Genomic DNA, 11895 nt, shown 5'->3' with positions numbered 1-11895 from the left:
TCAATGTCGCTGACCGCCCAGGTCAAGCAAGAACTCGTGCGTGTTCACGACAACCGCGAGTCTGCCCGGCGCGCAGAGGTGGCCACGATCATCCGTTACGCCGGAACCCTGCAGCCCATGTCTCACCGCCTTGTCATCGAGGTGGAGGTCGAGAACTCCGACATCGCCCATCGCCTTTCGGGCGAGCTCGATTCCCTTTTCGGGGCCCGTCCGGAGATTCACCAGATCGGCACTGGCACGGGACGCAGCGGCCACAAGCACGTTCTCCGCATTCTCGATAAGGGCACCGATATCGTCCGCCTCCTAGGACTCGTCGACGGGAGGGGCTTCCCCGTCAAGGGTCTGCCGCCGGCCCTCGTCCGCGGCGCCTTGCACGACGCGCAGGCCGTGTGGCGAGGCGCGTTCCTCGCCCACGGCTCGCTCACGGAGCCCGGCCGGTCAGCGGCGCTGGAGATCACGGCGCCGAGCACCGAGGCCGCGATGGCCCTGGTCGGAGCGGCACGGAGACTGGACGTCACCGCGAAAGCCAGGGAGGCGCGCGGATCCGACCGAGTGATGATCCGCGATGGCGAGGCCATTTCGACGCTGCTCGGCGTGATCGGCGCTCCGAAGACCAAGGACGCGTGGGACGATTCCCGCTCGCGGCTCGAGGTACGAGCCACCGCGAACAGGCTGGCGAACTTCGACGACGCGAACCTCCGCCGCTCCGCCCGGGCGGCAGTAGCCGCCGCGGCCCGCGTGGAACGGGCACTCGACATTCTCGGCGAGGACGTTCCCGACCACCTGCTCACGGCAGGTGAGCTCCGCACCACGCATCGCCAGAGTTCGCTCGAAGAGCTCGGACAGCTCGCCTCGCCGCCGATGACCAAAGACGCGATAGCCGGGCGCATCCGGCGCCTCCTGTCCATGGCCGACCGCAAAGCAGCGGAGCTCGGGATTCCCGACACCGATTCGGCGGTGACCGAGGAACTCCTCGACGAGGAGTGAACTCCGACGTCATGATTCCGGGATGCCTCCCGCAACGACGTGGGCAAGTTCGCTAGGGTGGAGGCCGTGGGCTGCGTAAATCGCGGCAGTACCCGCTGGACCACCACCTACTCGTGGCGGTTGTTCGCCACCGGGCCCATACGGGTCACGGAGGATCGAGGCAATCGGTTCCATCGGGGCGCATCCCGAGTGGGCAGCCCCCGCAACGGACCCAGTAAAAGCTCAAGACTTTTCACATATCTCTAGGAGTAAGTCGTGACCATACGCGTAGGCATCAATGGCTTTGGCCGCATTGGCCGTAACTTCTTCCGCGCAGTCGAGGCCCTTCGCGCCGCCGGCAACACCGATATCGAGATCGTGTGTGTCAACGACCTCACCACGAACGACGCCCTGGCGCACCTTCTCAAGTACGACTCGGTACTCGGACGCCTCGGCGAGGACGTCACGTACGACGACAACTCGCTGACCATCGGTGACCGCAAGATCGGCGCGCTCGCCGTGAAGGAAGGCCCGGCGGCGGTGCCGTGGGGCGACTACGGTGTCGACGTCGTCGTCGAGTCCACCGGTATCTTCACCGACGCGGAGAAGGCCAAGGGACACCTCGAGGGCGGGGCAAAGAAGGTCATCATCTCCGCTCCGGCGAAGAACGAGGACATCACCATCGTCATGGGCGTCAACGACGACCAGTACGACGGTTCGCAGACCATCATTTCCAACGCCTCGTGCACCACGAACTGCCTGGCGCCGGTCGCCAAGGTGCTCAACGACGAGTTCGGCATCGTCAAGGGCCTGATGACGACGGTCCACGCCTACACCGCCGACCAGAACCTGCAGGACGCCCCGCACAAGGACATGCGCCGCGCCCGTGCCGCCGCGATCAACATGGTGCCGACCTCCACCGGTGCAGCGCAGGCCGTGTCGCTCGTGCTCCCGGAGCTCAAGGGGAAGTTCGACGGCTACGCCGTCCGCGTTCCGCTGCCCACCGGCTCCCTCACCGACCTCACCGCAGAACTCGAGAAGAAGGCCACCGTCGAAGAGGTCAACGCCGCGATGAAGGCGGCCGCCGAGGGCCCGCTCAAGGGCATCCTCAAGTACAACGAGGACCCGATCGTGTCCTCGGACATCGTCACCGATCCGCACTCGTCGATCTTCGACGCACCGCTGACCAAGGTCATTGACGGACAGGTGAAGATCGCCTCCTGGTACGACAACGAGTGGGGCTACTCCAACCGCCTCGCCGACCTCGTCTCGCTGGTCGGTAAGTCGCTGTAGATACCGCACCGGTACCCATCGACTCTCAGAAGAGTCCACTCACAATGCCCAAGTCGCGTGCAGAATATCCGCGACTTGGGCATTGTTCTCTATCACCAATCCCAACGATTTCGAGGTACTCATGAACGTCAATACTCTCGACGACCTGCTGTCCGCCGGCGTCTCCGGCCGCAAGATCCTCGTACGCTCGGACTTCAACGTTCCGCTCGACGGGTCGACCATTACCGACACCGGCCGCATCACCGCGTCCATCCCGACGCTCAAGGCTCTCCTCGACGCCGGTGCGGCACTCGTGATCACGGCCCACCTGGGCCGCCCCAAGGGTGAGGCCGACTCCGAGTTTTCGCTCGGCCCCGTTGCCGAGGAGCTTTCGTCACAATTGGATCAGTACGTGCAGCTCGCCGAAGACGTTGTCGGATCCGATGCACGTGAGCGGGCGAACGGTCTCACCGACGGAGACGTGCTGCTCGTCGAGAACGTCCGTTTCGATCCGCGCGAGACGTCGAAGGACGATGCGGAGCGCGCGGAGTTCGCCAAAGAGCTCGCCTCTCTCGTGGGCGAAGACGGCGCGTTCGTCTCGGACGGGTTCGGCGTGGTCCACCGCAAGCAGGCCTCGGTGTTCGATGTCGCCTCGATTCTCCCGTCCTACGCCGGCAAGCTCGTCCAGGCCGAGGTGGACGTGCTGCAGTCGCTCACCGGCGACACCAAGCACCCCTACGCCGTCGTGCTCGGCGGCTCGAAGGTATCCGACAAGCTTGGCGTCATCGAGTCCCTCGCGCCAAAGGTTGACACGCTCGTCATCGGCGGAGGTATGTGCTTCACATTCCTCGCGGCCCAGGGCTACAGTGTCGGCTCGTCCCTGCTGCAAGACGACATGATCGACACGTGCAAGGACCTGCTCGCTCGGTTCGGCGACGTGATCGCGCTTCCGTCCGACGTCGTCGCCGCCGAAGGTTTCGCCGCGGACGCCCCGCACGAAACGGTGGCCGTCGACTCCATCCCGGAGGGCAAGATGGGACTCGACATCGGACCGGAGTCCGTGAAGGCCTTCGCCGAGAAGCTCGGCGCCGCGAAGACGATCTTCTGGAACGGCCCGATGGGCGTGTTCGAGTTCCCGGCCTTCGCACACGGCACTCGAGGTGTCGCTGAAGCCATCATCTCCGCAACCAAGGACGGCGCGTTCTCCGTGGTCGGTGGAGGGGACTCCGCCGCCGCGGTGCGCACCCTCGGCCTCGGCGAGGAGAACTTCTCACACATCTCCACCGGAGGCGGAGCCTCCCTCGAGTACCTCGAGGGCAAGGAACTGCCGGGCGTTACTGCGCTCGCCAAGTAATCGCTTCGAACCGAAAAGGAAGGCAGCCATGTCCACCAGTTCGCGCACGCCGCTCATTGCCGGCAATTGGAAGATGAACCTCAACCACCTCGAGGCCATCGCGCTCGTCCAGAAGGTGTCCTTCGCACTCCCGGACAAGTACACCGAGAAGGTCGACGTTGCGTTCATCCCGCCGTTCGTCGATATTCGAGGGGTCCAGGTCGTCGTCGAGGGAGATAAGCTCCCGTTCGCGTACGGAGCTCAGGACGTCTCGGCACATGTTTCGGGCGCCTACACCGGAGAGGTCTCGGCGTCGATGCTTGCGAAGCTCGGCTGCACCTACGTGGTTGTCGGTCATTCCGAGCGCCGCGATTACCACGCCGAAACCGACGAGCTCGTCGCGGCCAAAGCAGCCAAGGTGCTCGAGGCAAAGATGACGCCGATCGTCTGCGTCGGCGAGAAGCTCGAGATCCGCGAGGCCGGCACACACGTCGACTTCGTCGTCAAGCAGCTCACGGGTTCGCTTGCGGGCCTGAGTGCCGAGCAGATCGGCAACTCCGTGATCGCATACGAGCCGGTGTGGGCCATCGGCACGGGAAAGACCGCCTCCGCAGCCGATGCCCAAGAGGTGTGCGCCGCGATTCGTTCGGCGCTCGCCGACATCGCCGGCGCAGAGGTCGCTGCGAAGGTGCGTGTGCTCTACGGCGGTTCGGTCAATTCCGGCAATATCGGCGAACTCATCACCCAGGACGATGTCGACGGCGGCCTCGTCGGCGGCGCGTCTCTCAAGCCCGACGAGTTCGCCCAGTTGTCCGCGATCGCCGCGGACGGCCCGCTCGGCGGCTCCAAGTAACGCCACAGGCCGCGCCGCTGCCGTACCTCAAGGGTGCCGGCGGCGTGGCGATTGGCAGGGAGGCAAGCGGAATCGGTAGAGTTGACCGAGTTGTGCGCGCACCCTCGCGGAATCGTCCGTCTGGGATGAGCGCCGGTCGACGCTTAAGTCGCGTGAGCTGCGGAGTCCCCGCAGCCCTCGCTACTGGGAAAGGAAGCGGCAGCGAATGAAGATCGCGCTGGAAATCCTGCTCGTCCTGAGCAGCCTGTTGTTGCTGTTCCTCGTGCTCATGCACCGGGGTAAGGGCGGCGGCCTGTCCTCGCTGTTCGGCGGCGGCATGCAGTCGAGCCTCTCGGGTTCGAGCGTCGTCGAGCGCAACCTCGACATCTACACCGTCGCGGTCGGCCTCTTCTGGCTCGCATGCATCCTGGTCTACGGGCTGGGCGTTACCTTCGAGTTCCTCTAGCCTTCCGCGTCTTTCGTAGGCGCTCGGCACAGAACTTCACACATCTATGACGGCGGACGCCGGTTCTCCCCAGGAGTTCCCGGCGTCCGCCGTCATTTATCTATGCGCCACCCATGCGGGCGCAGCCGCTACCGTCCCGGATTATCTGCAGCCGCGCTCTCGTCGAGGAACCAACGCGTCGAGACCGTCCCGCGTGCCCCGGCTGCCGGCCACTGCTGCGGGTCCGCGCCGCCGAGCGCCGCTGCGGCGGCTTCCGCTTTCTCCGCCCCGGCGACGAGGAAGAACACGTGCGCCGAGCGGCGCACGACACCCAGCGAGTAGGTCATCCGCTCGGGCGGGGGCTTGGGGCAATCGTGCACGGGCATGATGTCGGAAGCATCAGCGGCAACCTGCGGGCTGTGCGGGAACACCGAGTTCACGTGCCCTTCGCCGCCCATGCCGAGGAGGAACAGATCGAACGTCGGTCCGTCGCCGGCTGGAAGCGGGTGAGCGGCTGCAAAGCTCGCGGCCGCCTCATCGACGTCCGCTGCACCGTCATCGCCGGGCGCGGGCCAATCGACGACAGTCAATCCGGATACGCGATCAAGTAGCGCTTCGCGGATCTGTGCGGAGTTTCGCTCGGGGTCGTCGCGTGGAACAAACCGTTCGTCCCCGAAGTGCACCTCGACACCCGTCCAGTCGATGTCCGCGTCGGCGAGCTTTCGCGCCGTGCGAAGGCCTGCGCCACCGCCGGTGAGGCTGATGCGCGCCGGTCGGCCCTCGGATTCGCGGGTGTCCGCGAGAACCTTGGCGATGGCGTCAGCCGCAGCGTCGGCAAGTGCATCGACATCCGTGTGCACGAACGTGTCCGGGGCGGGAAAGTGAGTGGGATCGAATCCTGGCATGGCGGGCCTCCTCGGCGGGGGAAGAGCGGATCAGCGGTCAGACGACGAGCTGTGTATGACTCGGTCCAGACCCGTGAGCGCCTCGGCGTATATCTCGTCGGAATCCATCCGGCGCAGGTCCTCGGCGAGGCATTCGGCCACAGACCGGTCGGGCAGCGGGGCGCGCATCGGTTCCTGTCCGGTGATGCGCACCTCCACGGTTCTGGAATTGATGCCCTCGATGACGATGTTCCCGCTCTTCCGCTCGAGCACGACCATCTGCTTGCCGACGGCGCGGCGCACGTCGATGCCCAGGCGCGCGGCGAGCCAGCCGCAGGCGAGGTCGATGGATCCCGCGGACTCGGGGCCGCCGACGGTCGCGGCGGTGATCTTCTCGTAGGGCGGCTGGTCGAGCAGCGAGGTCATGAGCGCGCGCCACGGGGTGATACGCGCCCACGCGAGGTCCGTGTCGCCGGGGGAGTAACCGGACGCCCGCTTGGCGAGCGCGTCGGTGGGGTGGCCCTCGGCGTCCGAATCGGTGATACGGCGTTGACAGAGCTGCCCGATCCGATCGGCGGCGAGATTGGTCGGGGAGTTCCGGGGCCACCACGCGGCCACCGGGGTGTCGGGAAGCAACAGCGGCGTCGCGAGCGCCGCACCCTGAGTGGTGAGCCCGCCGCTCGTGCGTAGCACGATCACCTCGGAAGCGCCGGCATCGCCGCCGACGCGAATCTGTGCGTCCAGCCGATTGGCGGCGGCTCGGTTGCCGCGAATCACGACGATGACGCGGCACGGATGCTCCCGAGAGGCGTTGTTCGCCGAGCGGATCGCAGATTCGGAGCCAACGACCTCGTTGGTGACCACGATGAGTGTGAGCACGCGGCCGATCATCGGCAGACCGGCATTCTCGCGTAGCTTGACCAGCCGTTTGTTGAGCGCCGCCGTCGAGGTGTTGGGAAGATCGATGATCATGGTCGCCTCCAGCTCCGGCCGTCGCGTTGCAGCATCTTGTCGGCGCTGCTGGGCCCCCAGGTTCCGGCCGCGTAGGTTTCGGGCCGCCCGCGCGACGCCCACTCGTCGAGCACGGGGTCGAGCAGCATCCAGCTCAGCTCTACCTCGCGGGATTCGGGGAACAGCGAGGGCGCCCCGAGCAGCACGTCGAGGATGAGCCGTTCGTAGGCCTCGGGGGAGTCCACAGTGAAGGATTCACCGTAGTCGAAGTCCATCGACACATCGCGCACCTCCATCGTCGTCCCCGGGGTCTTGGAGCCGAAGCGCAGCGTCACGCCCTCGTCGGGCTGGACGCGGATCACGAGGGCATTGGAGCCGAGTTCCTCGGTCATCGTCGAGTCGAAGGGCAGGTGCGGGGCGCGGGCGAATACCACGGCGATCTCGGTGACACGACGCCCGAGCCGCTTGCCGGTGCGGAGGTAGAAAGGGACCCCACCCCAGCGCCGGTTATGCACCTCGAGGGTGATCGCCGCGTAGGTCTCGGTGGTCGAGTTCGGATCGTAACCCTCCTCCTCGTGAAGGCCGAGCACCTTTTCGCTGCCCTGCCAGCCCGCCCCGTACACACCCCGCGCCGTCGTGTCCTCGATGGGCTCGGCCAGGGCCGCTGATTCGAGCACCTTGATTTTCTCCTCGCGCAGCGCCGCCGCGGAGAAGTTGATCGGTTCCTCCATCGCCACGAGCGCCATGAGCTGGATGAGGTGATTCTGGATGACGTCGCGCGCCGCGCCGATTCCGTCGTAGTATCCAGCGCGCCCGCCGAGACCGATGTCCTCGGCCATTGTGATCTGCACGTGGTCGACGTAATTGCTGTTCCACACGGGTTCGAACAGTTGGTTGGCGAAGCGCAGCGCCATGATGTTCTGGACGGTTTCCTTACCGAGATAGTGGTCGATACGGAACACCGATTCCTCGGGGAACACCGCGGCGACGACGTCGTTGAGCTCGCGGGCGCTGTCGAGGTCGTGTCCGAACGGCTTCTCGATGACAACTCGGCGCCACGAGTCGTTTCCGGGCTCGGCGACACCGGTGCGGTCGAGTTGCCGGCACACCACCGGGAAATCGTCCGGAGGGATCGACAGGTAGAAAGCGATGTTTCCGGCGGTCTTACCGGCGGAGCCGAGCTCGTCCAGGGTTTCGGCGAGGCTGTCGAAGCCCTCGTCGCCGTCGAACGTGCCGGTCACGAATCGCAGCCCTTCGGCGAGGCGCTCCCACACGTCCTCGCGGAACTTGGTGCGCGAGCGTTCCTTGGCGCACTGCTTGGCGAATTCGGCGAACTCGTCGTTACCCCATTTGCGGCGCCCGAAACCGATGAGCGCGAACCCCGGCGGCAGCAGGCCGCGGTTGGCCAGGTCGTAGATCGCCGGTATGAGCTTCTTTCGCGACAGATCCCCGGTTACCCCGAAGATGACGATCCCGCACGGCCCCGCGATGCGCGGCAGCCGCCTGTCACGCGGGTCGCGCAGTGGATTTGTCCACGCCTCGTCCGCGACGTCCTCGTGTACGTGTCCCTCAGAGCTCACCGGCCCCATGCCCTTTCTCGGCAATGCAAATGGCTAAATGCACGATGACGGCGGAGCCCGGAGAATTCGGTGCCTCCGCCGTCATACACCTGGTTAAACCTGTGCGCGCACGGCGTCGTAGAGATCGTTCCACGCCTTGATGAACTTATCGACGCCCTGGGTCTCCAGGAGGGCGAAGACCTCGTCGAGGTCGATTCCCTCCTCGGCGAGTCGCGCGAACACCGACCGGGAGTCCTCCTCGGTGCCGCGGACCGTGTCGCCGCCGACCTCGCCGTGCTCGGCGAACGCGGTGATCGTGTCCATCGGCAGCGTGTTGACCGTGCCGTGGGTGACGAGCCCGGTGACATACATCGTGTCCGGGTAGTCCGGGTTCTTCACTCCGGTCGACGCCCACAGCAGACGCTGCGGCTGGGCACCGGCGCTGGCGAGCTCCTTCCAGTCCGCGGTGCGCGTGATGTCCTGGAACTCCGCGTGGCACAGTCGCGCGCCGGCGAGACCCGCGAGACCGCGCAGCTCGGAGTCCTCGGACAACCGGCAGTCGACCTCGGTGTCGAGGCGCGAGACGAATACCGAGGCCACCGAATGGATAGCCGAGATGTCGTGTCCGTTCGCATGCGCGGCGGCAAGGCCGGAGATGTAGGCCTGCGCGACCTTCCGGTACCGGTCGGGGGAGAAGATGAGCGTGACGTTGACATCGACGCCTTCCGCGAGCACCCGGCTGATAGCGGGGAGCCCCTCGAGGGTCGCCGGGATCTTGATCATCACGTTGGGGCGATCGACCGAGGCGGCCAGCTCGAGCGCCTGGGCGACGGTGGCCTCGGTGTCATGCGCGAGCCGCGGATCGACTTCGAGGGAAACACGACCGTCGACCCCACGGGAGTTGTCGTAGATCGGGCGAAGCACGTCGCAGGCGCGGCGCACGTCCTCGGTCGTGAGTTCGCGGACCACATGGTCGACGAGCTCGTCACCCTGGGCGTCTCCGGCGCTCGAGATGGCCTCGGAAATAGCCCCCGAGTAGGCGTCACCATCGGCGATCGCCGCCTTGAAGATCGCGGGGTTCGTCGTCACGCCGACGATGGCCAGATCCCTGGTGTACTCCTCGAGCGTGCCCGAGTCGATGAGATCCCGGTTGAGATCGTCGAGCCAAATGGAAACGCCCGACGCCGCAAGGGCGGCAAGGTTGGCGTTGGTCATCAGTTGTCCTCTCGGCCGCGTGCGGCCTTCGCCGCGTCGATCGATTCCTCCGCGGCCGCGACCACAGCTGCGGGGGTAATGCCGAACTCGTTGTACAGCGTCTGGTAGTCGGCGGAAGCACCGAAGTGTTCGAGCGAAACCGCCCGCCCGTGGTCACCGAGGAGTCGGTACCACGGCATCGCGATGCCCGCCTCCACCGAAACGCGCGCGCGAACCTCAGGCGGGAGCACTTCGTTGCGGTACGCCTCGTCCTGCTCGAGGAACCAGTCGTAGCACGGCACCGACACTACTCGTGCTCCGATTCCACGTCCGCCGAGTTCCTCGGCGGCTTCGAGCGCGAGGGCAACCTCGGACCCCGTGGCGAGAAGAATGACGTCGATGCCCTCCTCCGAGTCGCGGAGCACGTAGCCGCCGCGCTCGACGCCATCGCGGGCGGACTCCTTCGTACCTTCGATGACCGGAACGTTCTGGCGGGTGAGCGCGAGCCCCTTGGGGCCCGGTTTGCTCACCGCGGCGGCCCAGGCGGCGGCTGTCTCGTTGGCATCGGCCGGACGAAGGATCGACAGGTTCGGGATCGCCCGAAGCGCTGCGAGCTGTTCCACCGGCTGGTGAGTCGGGCCGTCCTCGCCGAGGCCGATCGAATCGTGCGTCCACACGTAGGTCACGTGTGTGTTCTGCAGGGCCGCGAGGCGGACGGCGGGCCGCATGTACTCGGAGAAGATGAGGAATGTGCCGCCGTAGGGGAGCGTGTTCCCGTGCAGTGCGATGCCGTTGAGCACCGCGGCCATGGCGTGCTCACGGATACCGAAGTGGAGGTTTCGGCCGTACGGATTCGCCGAGAATGACGACGTCGAAATCGACTCGGGGCCGAAGGAAGCGGCGTCCTTGATCAGCGTGTTGTTCGATCCGGCGAGGTCGGCGGAACCGCCCCACAGCTCGGGCAACGTGGCGGCGAGCGCCTGGATCGTCGCCTCCGAGGCCTTGCGCGTCGCGATGCCCTTGGTATCGGGCTCCCAGGTCGGCAGTTCGCCATCCCAGCCCGAAGGCAGGTCACCCGCGCGGAGCCGGTCGTATAGCGCCTTGCGCTCCGGATTGGCGTTGGCCCACTGCGCGAACAGCTCGTCCCACTGTGCGTGCACGCGGGCGCCGCGCTCGAGCGCCTCTCGGGTGTGCTCGATCACGTCCGCGGCGACCTCGAACGGCGCGGTGCCCTGCAGACCGACCGCCTCGCGCACGGCCTCGACCTCGTCGGCGCCGAGTGCGGCACCGTGGGAGGAGCCGGTGTTCATCTTCTTCGGGGCCGGGAAGCCGATCACCGAACGAAGGACGATGAGGGAGGGCTTGTCGGTGACCTGACGCGAGGTCTTCAGCGCGTCCTCGATCGCTTCGAGATTGTTCGCCCCGTCGACGTGCAGGACGTGCCAGCCGTAGGCCTCGTAGCGCGCCGCGACGTCCTCGGTGAAGGCGATGTCGGTGTCGTCCTCGATAGAAATGTTGTTCGCGTCGTACACGACGACGAGGTTGCCTAGCTGCTGCGTGCCCGCAAGTGAGGAAGCCTCGGAGGTCACGCCCTCCTGTACGTCGCCGTCGGAGGCGATGACGTAGATGAAGTGGTCGAAGGGGCTCTTGCCCTCGGGAGCCTCCGGATCGAACAGCCCACGCTCGAAGCGGCCCGCCATGGCCATGCCGACGGCCGTTGCCAGTCCCTGTCCGAGAGGCCCGGTGGTCGTTTCCACGCCCTTGGTGTGGTGGACCTCCGGGTGTCCCGGGGTCAGCGATCCCCACGTGCGCAGCTGCTTGAGGTCCTCGATCTCGAGGCCGTAGCCGGCGAGGTAGAGCTGGACGTACTGCAAGAGGCTGGCGTGTCCGGCGGAGAGCACGAAACGGTCCCGGCCGGTCCAGTCGGCATCCGCCGGATCGATCCGCATCACGCGCTGGTAGAGCGAGTAGGCGAGCGGAGCGAGGCTCATCGCGGTGCCGGGGTGTCCGCTACCGCAGTTCTCGACCGCATCGGCCGCGAGCATCCGTGCAGTCGCCACGGCCTTAGAATCCAGTTCGGTCCAGTTGGACGGATTGCTGTCTTTGGTGAGTTCGGCAACTTCCGAAGGACTGAACACTGTAGAGGCACTCCCATTTTGTCTATTAATTGCAAGGTCAATGGTTCACTTTGCCCGAAGGGTAAACGGCTGCGAGCGAGAACCGCCGACACGCGTACCCCTTCAGCCTAGTGACGACAACCCGAATGTGTCTGCTCGCCCACCATCCACCGACCATGATTGCGTCTTGCTTCGAGGCGCCACGTAGACTCATACAGCAGTTGGCACTCGGCACACCGGAGCTTCGGTGCGCGCCAGTTTGCCATAAAGCGATCGTCCATCCGCGCGGCGCCGTTAATCCAGTTCTTCGGAAAGCGGCGCACGGCGCGATCAGAGGAGAGC

10 protein-coding genes are annotated in these 11895 nt (G+C 66.1%); 5 read left to right on the top strand and 5 right to left on the bottom strand.

Going from position 1 to position 11895, the window contains the following annotated elements; genetic code table 11:
• The first annotated feature begins 3 nt into the window (after nucleotides 1–3).
• From whiA to secG, 5 genes are all read left to right on the top strand, one after another.
• Complete coding sequence (gene whiA / locus BJL86_RS08455; RefSeq protein ID WP_067471071.1) at nucleotides 4–987, top strand: DNA-binding protein WhiA; 984 nt, start codon at nucleotides 4–6, stop codon at nucleotides 985–987.
• Between the two features lie 255 nt (nucleotides 988–1242).
• Nucleotides 1243–2259 carry a type I glyceraldehyde-3-phosphate dehydrogenase gene (gene gap, locus BJL86_RS08450; protein ID WP_067471073.1) on the top strand — a complete coding sequence of 339 codons (1017 nt, stop codon included), beginning with the start codon at nucleotides 1243–1245 and terminating at the stop codon, nucleotides 2257–2259.
• Between the two features lie 121 nt (nucleotides 2260–2380).
• Nucleotides 2381–3592 (top strand): phosphoglycerate kinase, encoded by a 1212-nt coding sequence (locus BJL86_RS08445; protein ID WP_067471346.1) that lies wholly within the window; start codon nucleotides 2381–2383, stop codon nucleotides 3590–3592.
• A 28-nt stretch (nucleotides 3593–3620) separates the two neighbouring features.
• On the top strand, nucleotides 3621–4424 hold the full coding sequence (gene tpiA, locus BJL86_RS08440; protein WP_067471075.1) for a triose-phosphate isomerase: 804 nt from the start codon (nucleotides 3621–3623) through the stop codon (nucleotides 4422–4424).
• A gap of 205 nt (nucleotides 4425–4629) precedes the next feature.
• The gene (secG, locus tag BJL86_RS08435; protein WP_067471077.1) at nucleotides 4630–4869 is read left to right on the top strand and encodes a preprotein translocase subunit SecG; all 240 of its coding nucleotides are present in this window, start codon (nucleotides 4630–4632) and stop codon (nucleotides 4867–4869) included.
• 128 nt (nucleotides 4870–4997) lie between these two features.
• Here secG and pgl read toward each other — a convergent pair whose 3' ends face one another.
• From pgl to tkt, 5 genes are all read right to left on the bottom strand, one after another.
• Complete coding sequence (gene pgl / locus BJL86_RS08430; RefSeq protein ID WP_067471079.1) at nucleotides 4998–5753, bottom strand: 6-phosphogluconolactonase; 756 nt, start codon at nucleotides 5751–5753, stop codon at nucleotides 4998–5000.
• Between the two features lie 30 nt (nucleotides 5754–5783).
• Complete coding sequence (locus BJL86_RS08425; RefSeq protein WP_231887081.1) at nucleotides 5784–6704, bottom strand: glucose-6-phosphate dehydrogenase assembly protein OpcA; 921 nt, start codon at nucleotides 6702–6704, stop codon at nucleotides 5784–5786.
• Nucleotides 6701–8263: a glucose-6-phosphate dehydrogenase gene (zwf, locus tag BJL86_RS08420; RefSeq protein WP_231887082.1), complete on the bottom strand. Its 1563-nt coding sequence runs from the start codon at nucleotides 8261–8263 to the stop codon at nucleotides 6701–6703. Before zwf ends, BJL86_RS08425 begins: the two co-directional genes overlap by 4 nt.
• 93 nt (nucleotides 8264–8356) lie before the next feature.
• Nucleotides 8357–9457, bottom strand: coding sequence for a transaldolase (gene tal / locus BJL86_RS08415; RefSeq protein WP_067471083.1), 1101 nt, complete (start codon nucleotides 9455–9457; stop codon nucleotides 8357–8359).
• Nucleotides 9457–11574, bottom strand: coding sequence for a transketolase (gene tkt, locus BJL86_RS08410; protein WP_067471085.1), 2118 nt, complete (start codon nucleotides 11572–11574; stop codon nucleotides 9457–9459). Before tkt ends, tal begins: the two co-directional genes overlap by 1 nt.
• Between the last annotated feature and the right edge of the window lie 321 nt (nucleotides 11575–11895).

It is taken from the genome of Dietzia timorensis (genome assembly GCF_001659785.1).
GTDB classification, from domain to species: Bacteria; Actinomycetota; Actinomycetes; order Mycobacteriales; family Mycobacteriaceae; genus Dietzia; species Dietzia timorensis.
Note: the sequence above shows the minus strand (reverse complement) of the source record. Positions and strands in the feature narration are given on the sequence as shown.